Origin of the sequence: uncultured Bacillus sp. (assembly GCF_958411575.1) — a bacterium.
GTDB lineage: Bacteria > Bacillota > Bacilli > Bacillales > Bacillaceae > Bacillus > Bacillus spizizenii.
The window spans coordinates 700,965-725,160 of record NZ_CATYRA010000001.1; the positions used below are offsets into that span (position 1 = coordinate 700,965).

At 44.6% G+C, this 24,196-nt stretch carries 24 protein-coding genes and 4 tRNA genes; 7 read left to right on the top strand and 21 right to left on the bottom strand.

Going from position 1 to position 24,196, the window contains the following annotated elements:
- Nucleotides 1-119: 119 nt before the first annotated feature.
- From htrC to dnaB, 13 genes are all read right to left on the bottom strand, one after another.
- On the bottom strand, nt 120-1,331 hold the full coding sequence (gene htrC, locus Q5C82_RS03455) for a serine protease HtrC (RefSeq protein ID WP_013308092.1): 1,212 nt from the start codon (nt 1,329-1,331) through the stop codon (nt 120-122).
- An 81-nt stretch (nt 1,332-1,412) separates the two neighbouring features.
- Entirely contained in the window at nt 1,413-2,207 is a 795-nt protein-coding gene (locus Q5C82_RS03460) for an MBL fold metallo-hydrolase (RefSeq protein ID WP_003219139.1), read from the bottom strand.
- A gap of 22 nt (nt 2,208-2,229) precedes the next feature.
- Entirely contained in the window at nt 2,230-3,072 is an 843-nt protein-coding gene (walI, locus tag Q5C82_RS03465; RefSeq protein WP_003219140.1) for a WalRK two-component regulatory system regulator WalI, read from the bottom strand.
- Nucleotides 3,059-4,426: a WalRK two-component regulatory system regulator WalH gene (walH, locus tag Q5C82_RS03470; protein WP_032727374.1), complete on the bottom strand. Its 1,368-nt coding sequence runs from the start codon at nt 4,424-4,426 to the stop codon at nt 3,059-3,061. Before walH ends, walI begins: the two co-directional genes overlap by 14 nt.
- Entirely contained in the window at nt 4,416-6,251 is a 1,836-nt protein-coding gene (gene walK, locus Q5C82_RS03475) for a cell wall metabolism sensor histidine kinase WalK (RefSeq protein WP_003219142.1), read from the bottom strand. Before walK ends, walH begins: the two co-directional genes overlap by 11 nt.
- Before the next feature lie 7 nt (nt 6,252-6,258).
- Nucleotides 6,259-6,966: a cell wall metabolism DNA-binding response regulator WalR gene (gene walR / locus Q5C82_RS03480; RefSeq protein ID WP_003244363.1), complete on the bottom strand. Its 708-nt coding sequence runs from the start codon at nt 6,964-6,966 to the stop codon at nt 6,259-6,261.
- Between the two features lie 383 nt (nt 6,967-7,349).
- Nucleotides 7,350-7,422, bottom strand: a tRNA-Phe gene (locus Q5C82_RS03485).
- Nucleotides 7,423-7,457: 35 nt separating this feature from the next.
- A tRNA-Asp gene (locus tag Q5C82_RS03490) sits at nt 7,458-7,534 on the bottom strand.
- A gap of 82 nt (nt 7,535-7,616) precedes the next feature.
- Nucleotides 7,617-7,688 (bottom strand) — tRNA-Glu (locus Q5C82_RS03495).
- Nucleotides 7,689-7,697: 9 nt separating this feature from the next.
- Nucleotides 7,698-7,773, bottom strand: a tRNA-Lys gene (locus tag Q5C82_RS03500).
- Between the two features lie 220 nt (nt 7,774-7,993).
- The gene (purA, locus tag Q5C82_RS03505; RefSeq protein WP_003219147.1) at nt 7,994-9,286 is read right to left on the bottom strand and encodes an adenylosuccinate synthase; all 1,293 of its coding nucleotides are present in this window, start codon (nt 9,284-9,286) and stop codon (nt 7,994-7,996) included.
- Between the two features lie 205 nt (nt 9,287-9,491).
- A complete protein-coding gene (locus tag Q5C82_RS03510) occupies nt 9,492-9,911 on the bottom strand; it encodes a VOC family protein (protein WP_003219148.1) in 420 nt (139 codons plus the stop codon).
- Nucleotides 9,912-10,027: 116 nt separating this feature from the next.
- Entirely contained in the window at nt 10,028-11,392 is a 1,365-nt protein-coding gene (dnaB, locus tag Q5C82_RS03515) for a replicative DNA helicase (protein ID WP_003219149.1), read from the bottom strand.
- A gap of 169 nt (nt 11,393-11,561) precedes the next feature.
- Between dnaB and Q5C82_RS03520 the strand changes: the two genes are divergently transcribed.
- On the top strand, nt 11,562-11,762 hold the full coding sequence (locus Q5C82_RS03520) for a DUF2188 domain-containing protein (protein WP_003219151.1): 201 nt from the start codon (nt 11,562-11,564) through the stop codon (nt 11,760-11,762).
- Between the two features lie 44 nt (nt 11,763-11,806).
- Here Q5C82_RS03520 and Q5C82_RS03525 read toward each other — a convergent pair whose 3' ends face one another.
- Complete coding sequence (locus Q5C82_RS03525; protein WP_003219157.1) at nt 11,807-12,010, bottom strand: hypothetical protein; 204 nt, start codon at nt 12,008-12,010, stop codon at nt 11,807-11,809.
- A gap of 120 nt (nt 12,011-12,130) precedes the next feature.
- On the opposite strand from Q5C82_RS03525, the gene Q5C82_RS03530 reads away from it, so the two are divergent.
- The 3 genes from Q5C82_RS03530 to Q5C82_RS03540 all read left to right on the top strand — a co-directional run bounded on the left by Q5C82_RS03530 (nt 12,131) and on the right by Q5C82_RS03540 (nt 15,762).
- Nucleotides 12,131-12,274 carry a YycC family protein gene (locus Q5C82_RS03530; protein WP_003219160.1) on the top strand — a complete coding sequence of 48 codons (144 nt, stop codon included), beginning with the start codon at nt 12,131-12,133 and terminating at the stop codon, nt 12,272-12,274.
- 72 nt (nt 12,275-12,346) lie between these two features.
- Nucleotides 12,347-13,555, top strand: a complete 1,209-nt coding sequence (locus Q5C82_RS03535; RefSeq protein ID WP_003219162.1) for an MFS transporter — start codon at nt 12,347-12,349, stop codon at nt 13,553-13,555.
- A 116-nt stretch (nt 13,556-13,671) separates the two neighbouring features.
- Nucleotides 13,672-15,762 carry a glycosyltransferase family 39 protein gene (locus tag Q5C82_RS03540; protein ID WP_003219164.1) on the top strand — a complete coding sequence of 697 codons (2,091 nt, stop codon included), beginning with the start codon at nt 13,672-13,674 and terminating at the stop codon, nt 15,760-15,762.
- 36 nt (nt 15,763-15,798) lie between these two features.
- On the opposite strand, the gene rplI is transcribed toward Q5C82_RS03540, so the two are convergent.
- From rplI to Q5C82_RS03560, 4 genes are all read right to left on the bottom strand, one after another.
- Nucleotides 15,799-16,248: a 50S ribosomal protein L9 gene (gene rplI, locus Q5C82_RS03545; protein WP_003219165.1), complete on the bottom strand. Its 450-nt coding sequence runs from the start codon at nt 16,246-16,248 to the stop codon at nt 15,799-15,801.
- Entirely contained in the window at nt 16,245-18,224 is a 1,980-nt protein-coding gene (gene gdpP / locus Q5C82_RS03550; protein WP_003219170.1) for a cyclic-di-AMP phosphodiesterase GdpP, read from the bottom strand. Before gdpP ends, rplI begins: the two co-directional genes overlap by 4 nt.
- Before the next feature lie 36 nt (nt 18,225-18,260).
- On the bottom strand, nt 18,261-19,190 hold the full coding sequence (locus Q5C82_RS03555; protein ID WP_003219172.1) for a YybS family protein: 930 nt from the start codon (nt 19,188-19,190) through the stop codon (nt 18,261-18,263).
- 225 nt (nt 19,191-19,415) lie between these two features.
- Nucleotides 19,416-19,565 (bottom strand): hypothetical protein, encoded by a 150-nt coding sequence (locus Q5C82_RS03560; RefSeq protein WP_003219174.1) that lies wholly within the window; start codon nt 19,563-19,565, stop codon nt 19,416-19,418.
- 144 nt (nt 19,566-19,709) lie between these two features.
- Between Q5C82_RS03560 and cotF the strand changes: the two genes are divergently transcribed.
- A complete protein-coding gene (gene cotF / locus Q5C82_RS03565; protein ID WP_003219179.1) occupies nt 19,710-20,192 on the top strand; it encodes a spore coat protein CotF in 483 nt (160 codons plus the stop codon).
- Between the two features lie 29 nt (nt 20,193-20,221).
- Here cotF and hypR read toward each other — a convergent pair whose 3' ends face one another.
- Nucleotides 20,222-20,599, bottom strand: coding sequence for a transcriptional regulator HypR (gene hypR / locus Q5C82_RS03570; protein WP_003219181.1), 378 nt, complete (start codon nt 20,597-20,599; stop codon nt 20,222-20,224).
- A gap of 205 nt (nt 20,600-20,804) precedes the next feature.
- Between hypR and Q5C82_RS03575 the strand changes: the two genes are divergently transcribed.
- Nucleotides 20,805-21,734, top strand: coding sequence for a manganese-dependent inorganic pyrophosphatase (locus Q5C82_RS03575; RefSeq protein WP_003219183.1), 930 nt, complete (start codon nt 20,805-20,807; stop codon nt 21,732-21,734).
- Between the two features lie 235 nt (nt 21,735-21,969).
- On the opposite strand, the gene Q5C82_RS03580 is transcribed toward Q5C82_RS03575, so the two are convergent.
- Both Q5C82_RS03580 and Q5C82_RS20470 read right to left on the bottom strand, forming a co-directional pair.
- Complete coding sequence (locus tag Q5C82_RS03580) at nt 21,970-22,416, bottom strand: DUF6376 family protein (RefSeq protein ID WP_003219186.1); 447 nt, start codon at nt 22,414-22,416, stop codon at nt 21,970-21,972.
- Between the two features lie 11 nt (nt 22,417-22,427).
- The gene (locus tag Q5C82_RS20470) at nt 22,428-22,748 is read right to left on the bottom strand and encodes a hypothetical protein (protein ID WP_003219188.1); all 321 of its coding nucleotides are present in this window, start codon (nt 22,746-22,748) and stop codon (nt 22,428-22,430) included.
- Between the two features lie 104 nt (nt 22,749-22,852).
- Here Q5C82_RS20470 and Q5C82_RS03585 point away from each other — a divergent pair, with 104 nt between their 5' ends.
- A complete protein-coding gene (locus Q5C82_RS03585; protein WP_003219190.1) occupies nt 22,853-24,163 on the top strand; it encodes an MFS transporter in 1,311 nt (436 codons plus the stop codon).
- Nucleotides 24,164-24,196 lie beyond the last annotated feature (33 nt).

Genomic DNA, 24,196 nt, shown 5'->3' on the forward strand with positions numbered 1-24,196 from the left:
CACCCATCTTGTATGTTTCTTCATATTCGATATATCCTTTTTTCAACTGAACGGGCGTGACCCTCTTTCAGTTTTTTTCGCATAAAAAACAGTCTGGCAACGGTGCCAGACTGTTTTGATTAACTTCCTAATTGGTCTGCGGAGGAGAGCTTAATGTCAACGGATTTTTCTTTTCCGCCGCGGTAAAACTTCACCTTCACCCGGTCACCGACTTTTTTCTGATAAAGCCGTTTTCGCAGATCAACAATATCATTTACTTTGTATCCGTCAAATTCCGTAATAACATCCAGTTCCCTAAGCCCCGCTTTTCCGGCTGGAGAAAAGGCATCTACACCCATCACAACCGCTCCATTGGTGACATCCTTAGGAAGCTTCAATGTTTCATCCCAATGATAGCTTGCGATGTCGCTTAGCGATTTCATCTCAATGCCAAGGAACGGGCGTTTGACTTTGCCGTATTTCTCTAAATCCTCTATCACAGGGATCACAAGCTTAGACGGAATCGACAGGCCAATCCCTTCAACCGCCGATTCGGCAATTTTCATTGAATTGATGCCAATGACTTTCCCATCCATATTTAACAAAGCGCCGCCGCTGTTCCCAGGGTTAATGGCCGCATCTGTTTGCAGGACTTCTGCATTCCAGTCAGGCTGTCCGTCATCGTTTGAATCCACAGGAATTGCCCTCTCCGTACCCGAGATGACACCCTGTGTAACAGAGCCTGCAAACTCAAGGCCTAACGGGTTCCCGATTGCGATAACCGGCTCACCAGATTTGACTTTATCTGAATTTCCGAAGTCGGCGACAGCTTTGATTTTGTCGCTTTTCACCCGTAAAACAGCAAGGTCCATCAGCTGGTCGCTGCCGACAAGTTCAGCCGATACACGTGAGCCGTCTTTTAGGCTGATTTCAATTTGGGAAGCGCCCTCGATGACATGATGGTTGGTCACGACATAAGCGGAGTTGTCATTTTTCTTATAGATGACGCCGGATCCGCTCCCAGCCTCACCGCTCTCTCCCCAAATATCTGATTTTTGGATGTTCACAACACCGACAACGGCAGCTGACACATTGCTGACAATCTTGGTGACTGCATTGTTGACACTGACATTCACCGTCCTGATTGATTCCCGGCCATTGTTGTTCTGCTGCTGCTGATCTAAGGCACCCGTACCCGTATCAAACCCTTCATTTGAAAAGTACGGCATGAGAAACGCCATTAATACGGCACCGACAATCACACCAATCAGACTAGAAAGAAAATATCCTTTTTTGCTTCTCTTTGGCTGTTCAGGAGTAGTATGTGCTTCCTCACGATCGTAATCCACCATATTCCATCCTTTCCAAGAACGTTAATATGGTTATATTGTGGGTTAGAAGCTCCTATAATAGTCATGAATTACATAGAAAAATTATACAGCGCAAAGCGGAGTGGCCTTCTTCGGATCGGTATCATACAAATCAAATGTCTCGCCCGTCAAGAATCCTTTTGAAGCCAATGTCTGCTGTACAGACATTCTCGCCAGCTCCTTCATGTTGTTGTCCTGGCTCAAATGCGCCAGGTATATACGAGACGTCTCGTCACCAATGACATCAGTCATCGCCAGGGCAGCATCTTCATTTGAAACGTGCCCGACGTCACTTAAAATCCGCCGCTTAATGCTCCATGGATATCTTCCCATTTGCAGCATCCCAACATCGTGGTTGCTTTCAAATACAAACACATTCGCTGAGCGGATGATGCCTTTCATCCGGTCGCTGACATATCCCGTATCTGTCATTAATGCGAGTTTCCGGCCGTTATAATGGAACACATAAAACATCGGTTCCGCCGCGTCGTGGGAGACGCCAAACGATTCGACATCAAGTCCGCCGAACGATTTCACCGTCTCCATCGGAAACACAAACTTTTGATCGGTGTCTATTTTACCGATCTGGTTCTCCATCGCTTTCCATGTCTTCTCATTCGCATAGATCGGAAGCTTGTACTTTCTGGCGACCACGCCGAGGCCCTTAATATGGTCACTATGCTCATGCGTCACAAAAATGCCGTCTACATCATCCATCTTACGCCCGATTTGCGCCATTAGCCCATCCATGGCTTTCCCGCTCAAACCGGCGTCCACCAAAAATGCGTGATCCTCTGTTTCGAGATAAAACGCATTTCCCGTACTCCCGCTCGCAAGTACGCTAAATTGCAAGCTCATGTTTGTCTCACTCCATTATTTTTCATTGATCTGTATCTAAAATCGTACTCTCCAAAGCATTCACAGTAAAATACTCTTGTACTGTCTTTTTCTCGCCGTTCACTTTTTTATCGTACTCGACCGTAATTCTCCATACCGGCGCCAGCACCTGCGTACTTGTCAGCGGATATTGTGCAACGTAGCCGAATTTACAGCTCTTCACAGTGCTGTATTCTTTTAATTGATTTTGATAGTACAATAACTCAACCGCATCCATTTCAGTAATTAAGCTTTCTTTCTGAATTTGCTTGAACGTCTCAAGCGTAGTCTGGTCGTACGACACAACCTCGTTTTTAGCGTTTAAATGCAGGACCACTTGCCCGATCATATTAGAAGAATTGTCGGTCTGCTGGTAAATATAATCGCCTTCATACGTTTGGAAGAAAATAATTTCTTTCTTTGATTTGTCAACCTTCCAAAGTTTATATTTTTCACCATCTTGGATCTTCGAAGAAACAAGTGCCTGAGCATCGTCCTCGATATTTTTCTTTGATAGGGCGATCGGATTCGTAAACTTCATTTTCAAGGTCGTTACTTTACGATCATCACTAGGCATGTCCATCAAAGGCTTTTGATCCTTGAGCGCCTCAATTTCCTCCTTGGTGAAGGCCTTTTGATTTGCTGTGATCCGGTAGCCTTCTATTGCTCCCTTATTCAGGCCTTCATACGTGATATGGTCGGCTTTCATGTCATGCTCGACATCATTTTTGATGACCTCATATTCTTTGCTGGTAGCCTGCCATTTCTGGAAAAACTGATAGCCTAAGAATATATCTAAAATGAGGAAGGCAACGATGAAGATTGATTTTGTCTTATTCCACTCCACTGTTTGCCCCCTCCTTCGTCAACAAATCCTTTGTAATTGGCACCATTTTTCCGTTTATTTTCATCGCCCAAACCGGTTCAAGCTCAACAAGAGGGTCATCATTGGTTGATGTTGATACCAATTGATAAGCAAGGAAGATCTGATCAATTTTGTCCATATCATATTTGGTTTGTTTAGAAAGCAGCATCTTCACTTCGCTGCCGCTCATCAGCTCTGTCTCGCTTGTTTTGATCGGATTCGTTCCAAGACTGTAATTCGGCCGCTTATAGCTGAGAATATCATCGTTCGCCCATTGCACCGTAATCGCCGATGTCGCTCCGAATGGTTTGGCGGTGCTGTTAATGACCGGCATCTGATCCATAAAGATATAAAAGCTCAGCTGCTGGCTGTCATTGATATTGAAAAATTGATAGTGATCCGTCCAGCTTCCCGTATCCTCTAGGTATTTTTGGCTCTTTTTGATTAACTCACCTGTTTGATAAGAGGTGCTCTGGACTAAATTGCGCTGCTGGAATTGCACCTGGCGCTGGCTTAGATTCACATCTAAACGGCTGATCCCATCTGTCAGCACATTTCTGTTGTTGTAATTCGAATCTTCCCTTACAATGCTCGGATCGCTGAACAAGGCCTGCTTAAAGGTATTTGTTTTAATCGATTCTGTGACAAATTCTTTTTTGTCCATCGTAAGCGTTTTGTTCGGCAGCAGGAATTCTTTCTTAGAGCCGATTGAGAACAAACTGTACGCCGGCATGTTTGATTGCCTGTTTTTCAAGTCGCTCATAATGTTCCGGTAGTTTGCCGATTCAACGGTCACTTCGAGAATGAGCTGTTTGCTGTAAGACACCAAATAAATTTTCTTGTTCGCTTTTGTTTCATTGAACGGAATCAGAATATGATCAAACGAACTGTATTCAAACGACTGATTGGACCATCTAAACAGCGTTTGGAAAATATCAATCGGAATCGTGTCAGTGAATTGCAAATCAAGCTTCGCTTCATAACCGCCTATTCCATAAAACCAGCTCTTGAATCCGAGCTTATCATACTGATCAGAAATATCTTTAATTCCTTTTACATCCCAATGAGGCAAGTCAGACCAGACTTCTTCATAGAGGGCTTCATCATCCACTTTGTAATGAGCGCCGTCATCATGGATAAACATGTCCCTCGGTCTTACCGTTTCAGACAACTTTTGGGTGTTTTTTTCGATTTTATGTTTCTCACGCACAGTAGACTCTGTTGATGATGAGCCTTCAGAAAAGTTTGGCTGGAACGTCCATATCCCCCACGTAAACACAAGACTGATGATGACGAGTACCGTAAGTAATATCGTTTTTATATTTTCACGCTTCATCCCAATCATCCTCTTGTTCCTCTTTATATGGAAGAGTAAATGTAATCGTCGTGCCTTTTCCTTCTATGCTGTCTGCCCAAATATCTCCGCCGTGCGCCTGAACCATTTCCCTGGCAATCGCCAATCCCAGACCGGTGCCGCCGAGCTTTCTCGTTCTCGCTTTATCAACCCTGTAGAAGCGGTCAAAGACTTTTTCGACATCCTTTTTCGGAATTCCGATCCCTTCATCCTTGACGCTGATATAGAGGAGTTCTTCCTCTTCATTTACATCAATTGAGAATGTGACATGTCCGCCTTCCGGTGAGTATTTTAAAGCGTTAGAAATAATATTATCGAGTACCTGCGTAATTTTATCCTGATCAATCTCGACGTACAGATTTCTGTCCGGCAGATTTCGGATAAATTCCACATGCTGTTCTTTTGTCATTTCAAAACGATCAATAATAAGCGACATAAACCGGACAATCTGAATCCATTCCCGGTTAAATTGATAATCCTTACTGTCAAACTTCGAAAGCTGAAGCAGATCATTGACAAGCCGGATCATACGCTCTGTTTCATTTTGCGTCACCATTAAGAAACGCGGGGCAATGTCCTTATTTTCCCACGCGCCTTCAGCTAACGCCTCTAAATAACTGCGCATTGTCGTGAGCGGCGTCCGCAACTCGTGTGATACATTTGCAACGAATTCTCTGCGTTCCTGATCCATTTTCTCTTGCTCGGTAACATCGTAGATGACAGCGATTAAACCATCGATTTTGCCATGTTCCCTTTGAATCACAGAGAAATTCACGCGAAGCACTGTTAATTCATCATCCCGCTCAATTTCAAGCAGCATAGAATCCTGCTGCTCCACTAAATCTTCAAACGTATAATTCTCTTGAATCCCCAGCAAGCTCGTAATCGGCATTTCTAAGGCTGTTTCACGTGAAACGTTCAGCAGCTCCAGCGCCGGGCTGTTTAAGAGAATAATTGCCCCGTTTCGGTTTGTGGCGATAACGCCGTCTGTCATATAGGCAATAACAGAGGCAAGCTTTCTGCGCTCTCCTTCTGTCATCGCCTGGGCATCTTCAAGCTCTCTCGTTAAGTGATTAAACGTAGTGGCAAGCTGCCCAATTTCATCATGCCCGTACTTTTTAACCTTCCTCGAGAAATTCCCTTTCGCAAGCTCCATCGCCTGTTTTCTCATATCCGAAAGCGGATGGGTAATGGTTCTTGCCAGAAAAATACCGAGAAGGGCCGTCAAAACAAGTGCCAAACCTGTGCCGGATGCCAGTATCGTGTTGATCGTCTTCATTTGGTTAAAGACATCTTCCATACTCGCGACAACATAGATCGCGCCGACAACCTCTTGGTTTTCAGTCATGACGGGCTTCGCGGAAATGAGAACTCTGATTTTGCTTTTCGGGTCATAGTACTTTCTTAAATACGATTGTTTAGTAGAAAAAATTCTTTTAAAGATCAGATCGGTCGTTTGTTTCCCCGCTACTTCCTCACCATACGGCTTTGAAGAACCGACCACTTCATAGCTTTTATCTACAAAACTAATTTCCCGGACCTCATCACTTTTCGTGAAGTCATTCAAAATACGGCTAACGTCATCTTTGATGACGGTGCTGTCGTTATCGCTTTTATATTCTTGTTCAATATAGTAAGAAAGGTTGTCGATTCGCTGGTTCAGCGATTGTTCATACGAGCTGATCAGCGACTTCTCTACCTGATTGACAAAATACACACCAATGATTTGCATTGCAATGATAATCAAAAGCACATAAATCAAGGTAATCTTAAATTGGATCGACCGAAAAAAACCAACCTTATTCATAAGGGCATTAGTCCTGTTCTGGGTTTCTCAAGTAATAACCTACGCCGCGGCGTGTGACAATCCAATTTGGATGGCTCGGGTTGTCCTCGATTTTCTCTCGAAGCCTGCGGACTGTTACGTCAACCGTTCTGACATCGCCAAAGTAATCATAGCCCCAAACGGTTTGAAGCAAATGTTCACGGGTCATCACTTGTCCGATATGTTTTGCTAAATAATGAAGCAATTCGAACTCACGATGAGTCAATTCGATTGTTTCATCTCGTTTTGATACGACGTACGCGTCAGGGAAGATGACGAGAGAGCCGATATGAATCTCATTAGAGGACGGCTCTTCCTCCGCAGGCGCTGTTGTCAGCTGGCGGCGCAAGTTCGCTTTTACACGTGCCAGGAGCTCGCGTGTGCTGAATGGTTTTGTAACATAGTCATCAGCACCGATTTCAAGCCCGATGACCTTGTCAATTTCTGAATCCTTCGCCGTCAGCATAATGATCGGCATATCGTATTTCTTTCTGACTTCACGGCATACTTCAACACCGTCTTTATTAGGAAGCATAATATCTAAAAGAATTAAATCAGGCTGAAGCTCTTCTACCATTTCAACGGCTTCGTTTCCGTCGTGGGCACAGTGCACCTCATAGCCTTCTTTTCTTAAGTTAAATTCCAATATATCTGCAATCGGTTTTTCATCATCTACTACAAGGATCTTTTTATCCATCATTTTGATTTTCCTCCTGCCGAATGACTTCATTTCATCTATATAACATTCGTTTCATCACTTATGGCCCACGTAAACAATGGGTCCTTGTCTATTATAACGGTTTAAGGTCAAAAGATAAAAAAAATAAAGGTTTGGAAAAAAACACATATTTCACCTTTATCCGCTCATTGTTTATTTTTTGTCATGCTAGTCAACTTTTTTTAAAATAGCTAACTTTACTGAAACCTCCCCTCACCGGAGTGCGTCTTTATCAATGACGTCTTCTTCTTTGAACCGGCCGCAGGGCCGGTTCTCCCTTTTTCTTCTATTATACCACGCCTCATGTTTGCCTTTTTCCTAAAAGAAAAAACGCACCTACGATTGCAGATGCGTTTGGTAAGTGGCTCGGGACGGAATCGAACCGCCGACACACGGATTTTCAGTCCGTTGCTCTACCAACTGAGCTACCGAGCCAAATGTTTTATTTTTCTCTACTAAGTAAAGTAAAATGGCGGTCCGGACGGGACTCGAACCCGCGACCTCCTGCGTGACAGGCAGGCATTCTAACCAACTGAACTACCGGACCTTACAGTAATTTGCCGCGAGAGCTGTCGTGTCAGCCCTCGCAGACAAATAAGGAATTTAGCAATAACGCTAAAGTAAATCAATGACCCGTACGGGATTCGAACCCGTGTTACCGCCGTGAAAGGGCGGTGTCTTAACCGCTTGACCAACGGGCCTTCACGAAATGGTGAGCCATGAAGGACTCGAACCTTCGACCCTCTGATTAAAAGTCAGATGCTCTACCAACTGAGCTAATGGCTCTTAAGATGTCGGAATTTCCATAGAGCAAACGACTTGGAACAAGTTCTATCTTGTACTCTATTGAAGCAGTTTCCGTAACAACGAGATTTATAATATCACGAACAAATAGAAGTAGCAATAACTTTTTTGGTTTTTTTTCATATTTTTTTCTCAGACCAACTTATATGCGGCTTTCAAACAAAAAAAGCCCCTCAATTAGGGGCTTTTAAGCAAAATCTATTTAGTTCGCACGGTACACGCTGCGAAGGACATTTGTCTGTGAACGGTCTGGGCCGACAGAGAAAATAGAAAGCGGAATGCCTGTCAACTGGGACACGCGCTCAAGATAGTGACGCGCGTTTTCCGGAAGATCGCTCAAGCTTTTCGCGCCTGTGATATCCTCAGTCCATCCTGGCATTTCTTCATATACCGGCTCACATTCAGCAAGTGCTTTAAGGCTTGCTGGGAATTCTTCAATGATTTCGCCTTTGTAGCGGTATGCCACACAGATTTTCAGCGTTTCAATTCCTGTTAAAACGTCGATTGAGTTCAAAGAAAGATCTGTAATTCCGCTCACACGGCGGGCGTGGCGGACAACAACGCTGTCAAACCAGCCGACACGGCGCGGACGGCCTGTTGTTGTTCCATACTCGCGGCCGACTTCACGGATTTGATCGCCGATTTCATCTTTCAGCTCAGTCGGGAAAGGACCGTCGCCGACACGAGTCGTATATGCTTTTGATACACCGACAACGTGCTGAATTTTGGTCGGGCCGACACCGGAACCGATCGTGACACCGCCGGCAACCGGGTTAGATGATGTAACAAACGGGTATGTTCCTTGGTCGATATCGAGCATAACCCCTTGCGCGCCTTCAAACAATACACGGCGCCCTTCATCAAGAGCATCATTTAAGACAACAGATGTATCGCAGACATATTTTTTAATCTGCTGGCCATACTCATAATATTCGTCTAAGATATCCTCAATTTTAAACCCTTCTGTCTCGTACATTTTCTCAAGCAGACGGTTTTTTTCTTCAAGATTACGTTCAAGCTTCTCCGCAAATGCGTCACGGTCTAACAGATCTGCGATGCGAATCCCGATGCGGGCTGCTTTGTCCATGTAAGCAGGGCCGATTCCTTTTTTCGTTGTGCCGATCTTGTTAGCCCCTTTTCGCTCTTCTTCCACTTCATCCAATTTCAAATGATACGGCAGAATGACGTGAGCTCTGTTGCTGATTCTCAAGTTGTCTGTACTAACGTTGCGTTCATGAAGATACGCAAGCTCTGTGACTAATGCTTTCGGATCTACAACCATTCCGTTTCCGATCACACACGTTTTATCCTTATAGAAAATTCCAGACGGAATTAAGTGAAGCTTGTATGTGACTCCGTCAAACTTGATTGTATGCCCTGCGTTATTTCCGCCTTGATAACGGGCGATCACTTCTGCATTTTCTGAAAGGAAATCTGTAATTTTACCTTTTCCTTCATCGCCCCATTGCGTACCTACTACAACTACTGAAGACATGTCCGTGCACCTCCGTTAACCTTTCAAAACGATTCTATTCAAACAAATCAAGTTTATCAGTGAAGAAACAGAAAGTCAATTGTAAATCCGAACATTAAATTAATGTAAATCAATATTCGTTCGCTTCCATTCGTTTTACAAGCGTTTTCTCATCGCATTGTCCTAAAAAGCTCGTGAAACTTTTATCCTTTAGCACGAAAAAGAGTTACTTGCCTGATATCCCTTTTGTATTCATAAAAACGACTCGCCAACCGTCCGGATCCTCTATCGTCACGCCTCCATGGCTCCAGTACGGGTTCTCAGATTCAACCTCTTGATAGCCCATGTGTTTTAGCTTTGAAGTGATCGCTGTCAGTTTGTCTGCATTCGGCACATAAAAAACGAGGAGACTGTCGGGATGGGGAACGGGAGCAGTGCTTTCCCCCTCATACTGGGTGAATTCCAAATGATAATCGGCATGAGGGAGACCGAACATGACACCGTCATACCCGTTATGCTGCGAAAATTCTCCAATCCGTTTCAAGCCCAGTCCCTCTTCGTAAAAGCGAATGATCTCATTGAGCTGGCCCGTAGGCCGCGCAATCCGGATTTGCGCTGCGTGAAAATATGAAAAAGGGTTTCCCATGTTACCATCTCCTTTTTGCACCATTTTATTAAAACGCTTTCAAATTTACATCCGCTGAGCGAACGGTATTTCTTCCATCTTTCGAATGAAAAAACCCCAAGATGAGCTCTTGGGGTTTATGCGCCGGGTGGAACACCTGCGTCATCAAAACGCCGTTCCAGGTTGACGAATTTGTTGTATTCTTTTACGAACGCAAGAGACACGGTTCCTACCGGGCCGTTACGCTGTTTGGCAATAATGATTTCAATAATATTTTTATTCTCGGTTTCTTTGTCATAGTAGTCATCACGATAAAGGAACGCGACAATATCCGCGTCCTGCTCGATACTTCCTGATTCCCGGATATCAGACATCATCGGACGTTTATCCTGACGCTGCTCAACGCCCCGGGAAAGCTGAGAAAGCGCGATAACAGGGACTTGCAGCTCCCTCGCGATCGCTTTCAGTTCACGGGAAATTTCTGATACTTCTTGCTGACGGTTATCCTTTGAGCGTCCACTTCCCTGAATCAATTGCAGGTAGTCGATCAAAATCATGCCGAGTCCGCTTTCCTGCTTCAAGCGGCGGCACTTGGCGCGGATTTCACTCACGCGGATACCCGGTGTATCATCGATATAAATCCCGCTGTTTGACAGGCTTCCCATCGCCATCGTCAGCTTGCCCCAATCCTCTTCCGTCAGGTTACCGGTACGAAGATTTTGGGCATTGATGTTTCCTTCGGCACAGAGCATACGCATAACGAGCTGCTCTGCACCCATCTCAAGACTGAAAATTGCTACGCTTTCGTCGGTCTTGGTCGCCACGTTTTGTGCGATGTTCAGGGCAAAGGCCGTTTTCCCCACTGACGGACGGGCAGCCACAATGATCAAGTCGTTGCGCTGGAACCCGGCAGTCATCCGGTCAAGCTCTGTAAACCCTGTCGGAATTCCCGTAATATCGCCTTTTCGATTGTGAAGCTGTTCGATATTGTCATAGGTTTGGACAAGGACGTCCTTAATATTTTGGAAGGCACTCGTGTTTTTGCGCTGCGCCACTTCCATAATCGTTTTTTCAGCTTCACTGAGTAAATCCTCGACCTCATCCTCACGGGTATACCCGTCTTGAGCGATAGTTGTCGCTGTTCTGATTAATCGGCGAAGAATTGATTTTTCCTCAACGATTTTCGCGTAATATTCTATGTTAGCCGCTGTCGGCACCGAGTTTGCGATATCTGTCAGATACGAAATACCACCCACTTCTTCCAGCAGGTCTGTATTCGCAAGCTCTGACGTTACCGTCACTAGATCAACCGGTTCACCTCGGTCACCGAGCACCAGCATCGCATTATAGATTTTTTGGTGGGACATTCTATAGAAATCATCTGGAATCAATACTTCTGAAGCCAGTGTTAAAGCAGACGGCTGTAAAAAAATAGCGCCTAACACGGCTTGTTCGGCTTCTATATTTTGCGGAGGAAGCCGATCATTCAGAAGGTCTGTCATGCTAAGCACCGTCCTCTCATTAAAAAATCTCCAAACTCCATTCTACCATTTCTGCAGAAAAAAAATAGAAAAATTGTCTATTTCCTGTTTTTTTCAGCTAGCCGATTGGATCGTTTCGGACAGTAACAAGGCGGGAAAAATGCAATAAAACTTGAGGGAGGAATGAATGATGATGAAAAAATATGCGGTTACACCCAATGTTGATGCGGACGGCTGGTTTATTAAGGTGGAGAATGTGGCGCCGACAGCTTTGTATACATCTAAAGACGCCGCAATTGAAAAAGCCAAACAGATGGCAAAAGAAAACAGTCCAGCAAACCTTGTGATTTATGACCAGTTCAAAAATGTGGAAGAAGAATACTCATTTTAACGAATGAAACCCTTCGCTGCAGCGGGGGTTTTTTCGTGATCAGCTTATTTCATCCATTGGAAGCCTGTATGCATCATCAGATCTGCCGCTTTTTGATACAGATCCCATTCCTCGAATGAAGCAAATTTCCCCATCAGCTCCTGAAGTTTCCGCCTCACAGCTATATATTCTTCAAAGGTGACAGCTTTCTCAGTATCTTTCTGATGCTCAGTCAGCATTTGTTTTAATAATGACAACGGTGCTTGCATAAGAACCCTCCTTCCCTCTTTTATAACGGGCATTTACGGATTGTTCCATTCCTTTGTGACATCTTATTACATTTCACATCTGATTCTTGTACAATGGACAGAAGAGAGGAGGGATCTTTTGTGAGACCTTTGCAAATTTCTTCTGAAACTGCCCAAAAGCTTGCAGAGTCCTTAAATCTGCCGCTTGAACAGATCATGCATATGCCTCAGCATATATTGCTTGCCAAAATGGCTGAATTGCAGAAAGAAGAAAAACAATCGTAGCATTCGTTCGCATACTTGCTTTCATTTTACGGAATTATATTTAGTATATGTTAGAAAGAAGGAGTAACTGCTTTGCCACATCCACAAAATAAAAAAATCCAATCGTTTTGGCTGATCGCCGGCATTATCTTTATCGCGTTTAACTTACGGCCCGCGATCACTTCAGTCGGTCCGGTCATCAGCTCTATCCGGGCAGAGCTGCACATGTCCAATGGGGCAGCCGGGTTTTTGACAGCACTGCCGCTGCTTTCGTTTGCAGTTCTTTCTCCGCTTGCGCCTAAGCTCGGACAGCGCCTCGGAAATGAGCGAACCTTATGGCTTGGTCTCCTGATCCTGTTTATCGGCGTTTTGATTCGTTCTGCCGGCTATACTGCCGCTTTATTTTTCGGAACGGCACTCATCGGAGTCGGAATTGCGATCGGAAACGTTCTTTTGCCAAGCTTAATCAAACATAAATACCCTGAAAAGTCAGGGATCATGATCAGCCTGTATACGACATCAATGAATATATTCGCTGCTTTGGCATCAGGTGTCAGCGTACCTCTGGCGGCACAAATGGGAGGCGGATGGAAGCAAGCCTTTCTCTTATGGGGCGGGCTGGCGTTACTTGCATTGCTGATCTGGATACCTCAGCTGCGCCACCGGGATACAGCAAACAAGGCAGTTAAGCTTCAAACCAGTTCCATTTGGGCTTCCAAAATGGCATGGTTTGTCACCATCTTTATGGGACTGCAATCATTTTTATTTTACAGCAGCATCGCTTGGTTTCCTGAAATCCTCCGTTCACACGGGATTGATACATCAACAGCTGGATGGATGGTGTCACTCATGCAATTTGCGAGTCTGCCTTCCACTTTTCTGACACCGGTTTTAGCCGACCGTGTGAAACAGCAGCGCGGTATCGTTGCGGCGCTGGCCGCAGTCTATCTAATCGGCCTATGCGGATTATTAGCGGGCGGCAGCCATACAACGCTTGCCATCTGGATGGTGATTATCGGTATCGGACAAGGCTCCAGCATTAGTTTGGCACTCGCTCTTATCGGTCTCCGCAGTGAAAATGCACAGCAGGCCGCTGCGCTGTCAGGTATGTCTCAGTCATTCGGCTACCTGCTTGCAGCCGTCGGTCCAATCTTTGTCGGCTATCTCTTTGACCAGACACATTCATGGACAATGCCGATTGTGCTTCTTATTGCTGCCCTGATCGTAATGGGAGCAGCCGGACTGGGAGCCGGACGAGATCGATACATTCTTCAGTCAGCGAAACAAAGAAATTCAGCATAAAAAGCGGGGAAGACATCTCCGCTTTTTTCTCTGAAATTCTTCGAATATTTATGGTTTATTCATAAGTTTTTCATATTTGTTTTTTACAATGAAACACCATAAAGAGGTGAAAAACGATGAAAACCAAACGATTCGACGTAGTCCTTATTCTCATTTTGCTTACTGCGGCTTTCCTGAATGCGTATAATATTTGGCAGGATGACACAGCGAACCAATACTATTTGGCGGCTGTGAAAAGCATGACGCAAAGCTTCCACAATTTCTTTTATGCCTCATTTGACCCTTCTGGATTTGTGACAGTAGATAAACCGCCTGTTGTGTTATGGATTCAAACGATTTTCGCACTGATTTTCGGCGTTCACACATGGAGTGTGATCATTCCCCAAGCTCTCGCTGGAGTTGGATCTGTATTCCTTCTTTACAGAATGATCAAACCGACTTTTGGAATTGGAGCGGCCCGCATTGCCGCACTTGTCATGGCACTGACGCCTATCGCAGTAGCCGTCAGCCGGACAAACAATATTGACAGCATGCTTGTCTTTACCTTATTGCTCGGTTCATCATGCCTGCTTCGGGCGGTCAAACAAGGCAAGCTGGTTTGGCTCCTGACGGCATTTGCCCTGATTGGACTCGCCTTTAATATGAAGATGATGCAAGCGTTTATGGTATTGCCTGCATTTGTGTTATTCTACCTGATTGCAACTCGGATTTCTCTGAAGAAAAAAATCGGGTCTCTGATTCTGTCTCTCGTCCTTCTGACAGGCCTTTCGCTCTCATGGGCGGTTGTGGTGGATTCAACCTCATCCTCCAGCCGGCCCTATGTAGGAAGCAGCCAGACCAACTCAGTGTTAGAACTGGCCTTCGGTTACAACGGCACAGAGCGGCTGCTTGGACAAACCACCGGCCTTGCTAGGAGTGATATGAATACTGATGGCGGCCGTAACATGCAGAATAATAGCACCATGCAACCGCCAAACAGCAACGGATCATCTTTTTCCGGAAATAGCAAGTCTGACGAAAGTACCGCCAATCAAAACGGCAATCAATCATTCGGAAACAATTCACAGGGGCCTCAGCCGCCTAGCGCTCAAAACGGCGTTTCCAATGGCGGAGGCACACCTCCAACAGGCGACAACGGCCCTGGAAACGGCGGACCTGGCGGTGGCGGAGGAAAAAGCATGAATAAGTTCGGCACCGGCGATGCAGGACCGCTTCGTCTCTTCCAATCGGCACTTTCCGGCCAAATCAGCTGGATGCTTCCATTCGCATTGATCGGATTGCTGGGCGGAATCATCAACTGGTACCGTGATCGCCGGGGTCAGGCTACTGAAGTGAAAGAAACGATATTCTGGGCTGCTTGGCTCGTTCCTGTAGCCGGTTTCTTCAGCGTTGCAGGATTCTTCCACCACTATTATTTAATTATGCTGGCACCCCCGATTGCCGCACTTTCCGGTATCGGATGGCATACGATGTACCGTTTATACAAAAACAATAAAGACTGGGCCAGCTATCTTCTGCCGGCAGCCGTTCTAATCACAGCCGCGTTCCAGGTTTATATTCTAAGCGCTTATACAAGCCAAATCGGCAGTGTATGGATGTACGTACTGGGACTCTTAGGACTAGGCATCACCCTTGCGCTTCTGATGCTTAAACGCAGCCATCCGTTCAGCAAGCAGTTGACCATCAACAGCTTATGCATTCTGCTGCTCACGCCAATCTACTGGTCAGCAACGCCGCTTCTATACGGAGGCAACAGCGTTCTTCCTGAATCCGGCCCGCAGCTCAAAAGCTCAGCAAACGGCGGGAACATGTTCTCCTCAGAGGTCGACACCGGACTCCTGTCCTATCTGAGAAAGCATAATACCGGCGAAGAGTATCTATTTGCTACTTTGACAACCGTAACGGCTGCGCCATACATCATTCATGAAAATGAATCTGTTATGGCAATGGGCGGATTTAACGGCACAGATCCAATTTTGACTGTGACCGAACTGAAAAAACTGGTCAAAGAAGGGAAAGTAAAATACTTTCTTCTATCAAGAAATAACTCCGGCAACAGCGAACTTGTTTCTTGGATTAAGAAAAATGGAAAAGAAATATCATCTGACGAGTACAGCAGTTCCTCCAGCAGCTTAAACAGCAGCCAGCAAGGCATGAGAGGAGGACCTGGCGGAGAAAGCCAGCAAACTCTTTATCTCGTAGAATAAAAAAAGAGGCTTGGATTGCTCCAAGCCTCTTTTCTATTAAACTTCTTCTTTCACATGTACCTTTAACACAGCCTGCACCTCAGGATGCAGCTTCACAGGCACATTTGTATATCCTAATGCACGAATGCCGTCCGGCAGTTCAAGCTTCCGCTTATCTACTTTAATCTTATGGTCTTTTTGGAGCTGTTCAGTAATTTGCTTGCTTGTCACAGAACCAAATAAACGGCCGCCTTCCCCTGATTTCGCGCTGAGCTCAACTGTCAGTTTTTCTAATGTTTCTTTTAAGCTCTTTGCTTGCTCAAGCTCGGCAATAGCTTCTTTTTTCTCTTTTTGTTTTTGTCCGTTCAGCGCGCTGATGTTTGACGCGTTTGCTTCAACCGCGAGGCCTTTTTTAATCAGAAAGTTATGCGCATAACCGTCTGCTACGTTTTTGACTTCGCCTTTTTTTCCTTTTCCTTTTACATCTTGTAAGAAAATAACCTTCATCTCTGTACGCCTCCCTCAAAATACTCATCTATGGCGTGCTTCAGCCGTTCCAGCGCTTCAGAAACTGAAATGCCGGACAACTGAGTCGCCGCATTTGTTAAATGCCCTCCGCCTTCCAACGCCTCCATGATGATCTGAACATTGACCTCGCCAAGTGACCGCGCACTGATACAAACAGTTTGTTCATCCCGTCTCGCCACCGCAAATGAAGCCTCAACTTCACTCATCGACAGCAGCGAATCGGCCGCCTGCGCAATCAGCACTTGATCGAAGTATTCCTCCTCATTTTCAGGAAGAGACGCAATCGCAATGTTCTCTTTATAGAGGGCTGTATGCTGGATCAGCTTCGCCCGTTTAATATAGGAATCAACGGTTTCTTTCAGGAACTTCTGCACAAGCACCGTATCGGCGCCTTTTGCCCTTAAATAAGAAGCCGCATCAAAAGTCCGCGAACCAGTGCGGAGAGAAAAGCTCTTTGTATCCACTATTATACCAGCTAATAGGGCTGTTGCTTCAATCATATTGATTTTTAAGCGCTTCGGCTGATATTCAAGCAGCTCTGTCACCAATTCCGCTGTCGATGAAGCGTACGGCTCCATATAAACGAGCAGCGGATCTCTGATAAACTCCTCGCCCCTGCGGTGATGGTCGATAACCACGATATGTTCAATTTTATTGACCAGCCGTTCCTCCATGACAAGTGACGGCTTATGTGTATCAACGATCACAAGCAGCGTGTCATCATTGGAGATTTCCATCGCTTCTTCAGGCGTAATAAACCTTGACCACAGCTCTTCATATTTTTTGATTTCCTCAATCAAACGCTGCACACTTGATCCAATTTGATTTGGATCAATGACGATAAAACCATCTTTGTTATTTGCCTGAGCCACCTTTAAAATTCCGATCGCTGCGCCGATAGAATCCATGTCAGGGAATTTATGCCCCATGATAATCACATTGCTGCTTTCAGAGACAATTTCCTTTAAGGCATGAGAAATGACGCGGGCCCGCACCCTTGTTCGTTTCTCCATTGGGTTTGTTTTACCTCCGTAAAACTTCACCTTGCCGTTCGGCAGCTTAATGGCTACTTGGTCTCCGCCGCGCCCCAGCGCTAAGTCCAAGCTGGATTGCGCCAAATCGCCAAGTTCTTTCAGCGAGGAGACTGAAGCCCCGACACCGACGCTTAACGTCAGCGCTACACCGTCAAATGAGGTTTTTTCCCGCACCTCATCTAGAATCGAAAACTTCGAATTTTCGAGTTCAGTTAAAATGTGTTCATTAAGTACAGCGATAAAGCGTTCTGAAGACGTCCTTTTCAGGAAGATCCCGTACTCCTGCGCCCAAGCGTTCAGCAAAGATGTGACCTGGCTGTTCATCGTGCTTCTCGTCTGGTCATCCAATCCTTGGGTCACATCATCATAGTTATCAAGGAAAATATACGCCAGCACAGTTCTTTCGTTTTCATATAGCTTTTCAATCTGGATTTGTTCCGTTACATCAAAGAAGTACAGCAGGCGCTCATCCCGTTTGATGACAACCTTAAACTTGCGGTCATTCAATGTAACCGTTTCCGATTCGACCTCTTGTTTGATGAGCGGCACAACCGACTCACAAGTATCGTAAAGGGACCTCCCCACTAATGTGCTTTCATTAAAGCAAGAAGAAAGAAACGGATTTGCCCATTCTATATAATATTGGTCATTAAAAAGCATGATGCCGATCGGCATTTCCATCAATGCCTCTTCACCGACTTTTTTCAACCTGTAGGATAACGTAGAAATATAAGCATCAATCTCTTGTCGAATAAGAGAATCAGCACGTTTAATAAAAAACAAAATAACTGCGAGCAGCAGTACTTCGACGGTTCCTAATATCCAGTTAAAATAAAAGCTGATGAGGATTGTAATGATTGACAGAGCAATCAATGCATAGATGGGATACCGAAACAGCGGTTTTTCATAAAAGCTTGGCATTTCTATCACTCCCCACCACGTGAGTAAAACTCATGTTCACTTCACCTTATTCCTTATATTAAAGCCCATATCTATAACGCCTAAAATGCGAATGGCTGCCATAAAGATCGGATGCACCAATCCAAGAATCACTGCAATGACAGCCGCAGCCTTCGGATATCGTTTCTTATGGCAATAGAAAAAGATAAATGATAAACCTTGGATAAAAATCAGAAACCCGAGTATAAACTCCCCATTTAAAGCGATAGAGTACAGCATTTGCCCTTTTTCTAAAGGCAAAAATGAAAGTATGACAATCATTAAATACAGCACTACAACACTTTGCGGAAACTTCAACTCTCTAAAAGGCTTTAGATTAGGAATATCGGGGGAGAATCGCCTTAAGAGCGGCTTAGCGATAAGGTAACTGAGGAAAGAAAAAATAGCTCCTACCATCACAATAGCTGTTGGAAAAAGATATTGAACGATACCCAATTGTTCTTCCATCAGTTTCAATTGCTTCTCAAGCTGTTCAGCATTGCCCGACTGCTTCATTACTGTTTCTACAATATCAAGAGATTGCCGGTATTGTGTCATCGCTTCATCAATGATATTGATACCCAAAAACTGAATGCTTATCACAAAATAGAAGACAATACAAAGCATATAAATAAGAGCGCCCGAAATAATGGCGTGCCCGGGTTCTTTCTTTTTGAAATAGTGCCCCATGGCAATGCCGGCGCAAGCTGACATAAAAGCTACAATAAGTCCGTTAAAGGACCCGACAATAAAAACAACCGGAAGACTGACAACGCCCATCCATATCCCTAACTTCAATCCATGTCTAATCGTATACAGGATCATGGGCAGCGGCAGTGCAAATAAGAGAATTGTTCCAATCACGGGAACATAAACGACCAAAAGCGTAATGATCGCAAACAGACTGATTAAAATAGCACCTTCCATTAATGCTCTCGTTTGTTTCACTTAGTCACCTCGTATCATCCTGAACATACGAATAGAAAAGAGCAGCATAAACGACTGCTCTTCTTTCATCGCTGCAACATGCTTTGCACCGAATGTTTTTATATTATCTCTACATTTTACTTTTATATTTTAACATAAGTCCAAATCGCAAGTAAAATGACGCCAATGTTTCATGTGAAACATTGCAAATGAAAAGACATTCTTTGAAAAGAATGCCCATCACAATTAATGTTTATCATCCATAAAGCCAGAAGTTTCCTTGTTTTTCTTTTTCGTTTTTCTGACATACATGAAAATTAAGATCACCAGTAAAAGGGTTGTTGCTTGCAGAACGCCGCTGCTAAACAAGAAAAAGTTCTTTATCATCTCCCACATCGCGTTTCACCTCTTTTTGCATGTTCTCAACCCGTATCCTATATAAAATGAATTCCCTTTTTAAAAACTTCAAAACATCATGAACAACATTGAGCGTTGGGCATATGCTGATATGGAATCTGATTGATAAAGGAGAATTGTTACATGGATGAACGCAGAACATTGGCTTGGCATGAAACATTAGAAATGCATGAGCTGGTTGCTTTTCAATCAAATGGACTCATTAAACTGAAGAAAATGATAAGAGAAGTAAAAGACCCTCAGCTCAGACAGCTTTATAGTGTATCCATTCAGGCTGTTGAGCAAAATCTAAGAGAGCTTCTTCCATTCTTTCCGCAGGCGCCGCACAGAGAGGATGAGGAAGAAGAACGCGCAGATAACCCATTTTACAGCGGTGATCTTCTCGGGTTTGTCAAAACGTCTGTCCGCAGCTATGCCATCGCGATTACAGAAACAGCAACACCTCAATTAAGAAACGTACTGGTCAAGCAGCTGAATGCCGCCATCCAGTTGCATGCGCAAGTTTATCGATACATGTATCAGCATGGATACTATCCGTCTTACAACCTTTCTGAACTGTTAAAAAATGACGTCAGAAACGCCAACAGAGCCCTTTCAATGAAATAAAACAAGCAGCAAAGGAGTTCCCTTTGCTGCTATTTCTGCTGATCCTTCAGCAAGCCGTTCGAACGGTAAGATTCCAGCATCTCTCTGTTGGATTCTCCCCATTCTTTCATTTGCAAAACAATCGGTTCAAGCGTTCGCCCAAATTCCGTCAGAGAGTATTCAACCTTGGGCGGCACCTGATGGTAAACCTCACGATGTACGATGCCGTCCGCTTCCAGCTCCCGAAGCTGAAGGGTAAGCATTCTTTGAGTGATACTCGGGCAGATTCGACGAAACTCATTAAACCGTTTCTTGCCATCTATCATGTGATAAAGAAGAATTCCTTTCCACTTTCCGCCAATCACATCTAGTGTAAATTCAACTGGACAGCCTTCTTTGTTCGGGTATATATTCTTTTTTTCACTCATTCTTGACCCTCCAATAGTACCTTTTTTGATACTACATCACATTTTGCAACTAAGCTACCCAGTATTTTACACACCTTTTCTTTTCAGCTCAAAGAAAATGCTTCTTATTCACATCAATTTTTACGGGTTTGTATGATTACACCTGCAGCAAGACGTGTTAAACTATATAAAGATTACACTACTTAAAAAAGGATAAGGAGCTATCATGGAAAAGATACTTATTTTCGGACACCAAAACCCAGACACAGATACGATTTGTTCTGCGATTGCTTATGCTGATTTGAAAAACAAACTCGGCTTTAATGCCGAGCCTGTCCGTCTTGGACAAGTCAACGGCGAAACACAATTCGCACTTGACTATTTCAAACAAGAAAGCCCGCGTCTTGTTGAAACAGCTGCAAACGAAGTCAACGGCGTTATCTTGGTTGACCATAACGAACGCCAACAAAGCATCAAGGACATTGAAAATGTTCAGGTTCTAGAAGTGATCGACCACCATCGCATCGCTAACTTTGAAACAGCTGAGCCGCTTTACTATCGTGCTGAGCCTGTAGGCTGTACGGCTACAATCCTAAACAAAATGTACAAAGAAAATAACGTGAAAATCGAGAAAGAAATTGCCGGCCTTATGCTCTCTGCGATCATTTCTGACTCACTGTTATTCAAATCTCCAACTTGCACAGACCAAGACGTAGCGGCAGCAAAAGAGCTTGCGGAAATCGCTGGCGTAGATGCTGAAGAATACGGCTTGAACATGCTGAAAGCTGGCGCTGATTTAAGCAAAAAAACAGTGGAAGAGCTGATTTCTCTTGATGCGAAAGAATTTACACTCGGCAGCAAAAAAGTCGAAATCGCACAAGTGAACACAGTGGACATTGAAGATGTAAAAAAACGCCAAGATGAATTAGAAGCAGTGATTTCAAAGGTTGTGGCTGAGAAGAACCTTGACCTGTTCCTTCTTGTCATCACAGACATCTTAGAAAATGATTCACTTGCCCTTGCGATCGGTAACGAAGCAGCGAAAGTAGAAAAAGCGTTCAACGTTACATTAGAAAACAACACAGCCCTCTTAAAAGGCGTTGTTTCCCGTAAAAAACAAGTCGTTCCTGTCTTAACTGACGCAATGGCTGAATAATAAAAAAAGCATCCCGTCGCCGGGATGCTTCATATTACTGACAAAATCCTAAAACGGTTTATCGTTTTAGGATTTTGTCATCTTTTCAGCGTGATTGAAAACCCTTGAAGTCTAGGAAGGACGAGCATCGAAGTACAGCGAATGTTGGAATTCGTGAGCACCGAAGCGCAGGCCTGACAACGAATGCGAGGGTTTGTCGACAAGCTGAAGCATCCCTCCTTCGGGATGCTTTTTCTTATTCACCCAGCTTTTCAATCTGGCCCATCACGTCAGTAATTTGCTTTGCATTTTGGACAAGGTCTGACTGCTCCAATTCTTCAAGCGATACCTTGCCTTCCTCCACTTGTTTTAACACAGCTTCAGCACTTTTTTGCAAGGTTTCGTTATGCTCCTGAACGGTTTGATGAATCTCCGCCGCGGCATCAGGCGGTGTTAATTCATTAAAATCAGCGGCAGCCTGCTGAATCGACTCAAGCTGTGCTTCAAGTTTTTCTTTCGCTTCAGTGTCATTTACAGCTTGCTCAGCCAATTCAGGCGCATCCTCTGCAAATATCTTCACCTTCTCCACATAGCCGGCAGCTTCACTTGTATAATTCAATCCGTCATTCACCTGATCAAGCATGCCGCATCCGCCCGCACTCAAAAGCCCCACTCCGGCAAGAACAGTCAAAATGATTTTCATCGTCAGCCTCCTCATCGCTTCTTCTTCATTTTTTCTTTTAAGATCGGAATCAATTTCTCTTTTGCTAACGGCAGCCCTTTCCTCACCAATTCTCGCTTTAGCCACTTTTTCAGCTTAGACATCCTGACGCTCCTCTCCCTTTTTGATAAAAATGAAAAAAACTCCACCGATTTGGTGAAGTTCCGAAACAAAAAGACCTTCACCAAATCAGATTTGGCAAAGGTCTCGCTAACAATTAGATTGCCAGCAAAGCCGAGGACATCTTGCCCCGTAATGACGACTTTACTGTGAAAGCTACTCCCCTTTGGAGTGTTCATTTTTATTACTTTCATTCTAAAGCACCGGGCTTTTCCAGTCAAATTCCTGTTGTCCGTTTACGCAAAAGTACACTGTGGTATTTAAAATTTGAATGGTATTTCCATCAGGAGATCATGCTATGACAGAGGAGGTTTTCATCATGAGTCAAGAGCGCGTGAAACGGCCTGGACATACCAGATGGTACATATCTTCGTTACTCAGCGGCATTATTATTCTTAATTATTTTGACCGAGTGGCCATCTCTGTAGCGGCCCCTGCGATACAAGATTCATTTCATCTTACAGCAACCGAACTCGGCATCGTGTTTTCCATTTACACTTATTCCTATACACTGATGCAGCTGCCTGTCGGAAGTTTGCTGGACCGGTTTGGCGTGGCGTGGGTCACGAGGATTGGAATGACAATATGGAGCTTTTTAACGATCCTTCTTGCTTTTTTGCAAGGAAAATTGCTGTTATATTTGTTCCGATTTCTCATTGGGCTGACGAGCGCCTCTGCGTTCCCCGCCGCCTCCAAGGCTACCGCTCTATGGTTTCCTCCAAGTGAGCGAGGGTTGGCAAACTCACTGTTCGACTCGGCCGCCAAGTTTTCAAACGTGATCGGCGCTCCATTGGTTGCCTTTCTTGTTACGACATTTGACTGGCGTGTCGCTTTTTTGACGATTGGTTGCATCAATGTGTTGTTTACGATCTTTTTCTGGCAGTATTATGAGCAGCCTGAACGGCACAAACGCATTTCCAAAAGTGAGCTTAACTATATTCAAAGACACAATTCAATTACAACAGAGCAAATCCCTTACAAAACGGGTCCGCTTTTAAAAAAGCTTTTCTCCAACCGGAAAGTATGGGGCTTGATGATCGGATTTACAGGGTACGGCTATACATTCAACCTGCTGCTCACCTGGCTTCCGACTTTCTTTAAACACACATACGGAATGGATCTCATGTCGTCCGGTTTATTTACAGCCGTGCCATGGCTGATCTCAACCATTTCCGGAATTGTGGTCGGGGGCTGGCTCGTCGATTACTTTATTAAGAAAGGTTATTCTAACACCAAGGTGTACCGAACCGTGATCATTGTCGGAATGAGCTTCGGCTTTTTCTTTTTAGGCTCCATTCTGACGAACAATATCACCATCGCGATTATATGTATTTCAATCGGTCTTGCCGGTATTTCTGCAACCGCTCCAGTCGGCTGGTCCATCTCCGCAGAGCTGGCTCCGATCGGTTCCGTGTCCATGCTGAGCTCCATGGTGAACCTGGCAAACAACCTATTCGGAGGCATAATCGCCGCTTCACTCACAGGATATTTGTTTGATGTGACAGGTTCCTTTACGCTCAGCTTTCTGGTTGCCGGTTTTGTATTACTGCTCGGGCTGATTTTTTACGTGTTTGTGCTAGGGGATGTGAAAAGGATTAAGTTGGAGTAAAGAGTGCTTGTGTGCAAGCACTCTTTTCTTTGA

Coding starts and splice junctions, on each gene's coding strand:
- Q5C82_RS03510 (WP_003219148.1), bottom strand. CDS start 9,911: ATGGGAAACCCTTTTTCATATTTTCACGCAGCGCAAATCCGGATTGCG.
- hypR (WP_003219181.1), bottom strand. CDS start 20,599: ATGAGTGAAAAAAAGAATATATACCCGAACAAAGAAGGCTGTCCAGTT.
- Q5C82_RS03540 (WP_003219164.1), top strand. CDS start 13,672: ATGAAAACCAAACGATTCGACGTAGTCCTTATTCTCATTTTGCTTACT.
- Q5C82_RS20470 (WP_003219188.1), bottom strand. CDS start 22,748: ATGAAAGTAATAAAAATGAACACTCCAAAGGGGAGTAGCTTTCACAGT.
- htrC (WP_013308092.1), bottom strand. CDS start 1,331: ATGGTGGATTACGATCGTGAGGAAGCACATACTACTCCTGAACAGCCA.
- Q5C82_RS03525 (WP_003219157.1), bottom strand. CDS start 12,010: ATGCAAGCACCGTTGTCATTATTAAAACAAATGCTGACTGAGCATCAG.
- Q5C82_RS03460 (WP_003219139.1), bottom strand. CDS start 2,207: ATGAGCTTGCAATTTAGCGTACTTGCGAGCGGGAGTACGGGAAATGCG.
- Q5C82_RS03575 (WP_003219183.1), top strand. CDS start 20,805: ATGGAAAAGATACTTATTTTCGGACACCAAAACCCAGACACAGATACG.
- Q5C82_RS03580 (WP_003219186.1), bottom strand. CDS start 22,416: ATGAAAATCATTTTGACTGTTCTTGCCGGAGTGGGGCTTTTGAGTGCG.
- rplI (WP_003219165.1), bottom strand. CDS start 16,248: ATGAAGGTTATTTTCTTACAAGATGTAAAAGGAAAAGGAAAAAAAGGC.
- Q5C82_RS03585 (WP_003219190.1), top strand. CDS start 22,853: ATGACAGAGGAGGTTTTCATCATGAGTCAAGAGCGCGTGAAACGGCCT.
- dnaB (WP_003219149.1), bottom strand. CDS start 11,392: ATGACAGACCTTCTGAATGATCGGCTTCCTCCGCAAAATATAGAAGCC.
- purA (WP_003219147.1), bottom strand. CDS start 9,286: ATGTCTTCAGTAGTTGTAGTAGGTACGCAATGGGGCGATGAAGGAAAA.
- walK (WP_003219142.1), bottom strand. CDS start 6,251: ATGAATAAGGTTGGTTTTTTTCGGTCGATCCAATTTAAGATTACCTTG.
- cotF (WP_003219179.1), top strand. CDS start 19,710: ATGGATGAACGCAGAACATTGGCTTGGCATGAAACATTAGAAATGCAT.
- Q5C82_RS03520 (WP_003219151.1), top strand. CDS start 11,562: ATGATGAAAAAATATGCGGTTACACCCAATGTTGATGCGGACGGCTGG.
- walH (WP_032727374.1), bottom strand. CDS start 4,426: ATGAAGCGTGAAAATATAAAAACGATATTACTTACGGTACTCGTCATC.
- gdpP (WP_003219170.1), bottom strand. CDS start 18,224: ATGCCAAGCTTTTATGAAAAACCGCTGTTTCGGTATCCCATCTATGCA.
- Q5C82_RS03560 (WP_003219174.1), bottom strand. CDS start 19,565: ATGTGGGAGATGATAAAGAACTTTTTCTTGTTTAGCAGCGGCGTTCTG.
- walR (WP_003244363.1), bottom strand. CDS start 6,966: ATGGATAAAAAGATCCTTGTAGTAGATGATGAAAAACCGATTGCAGAT.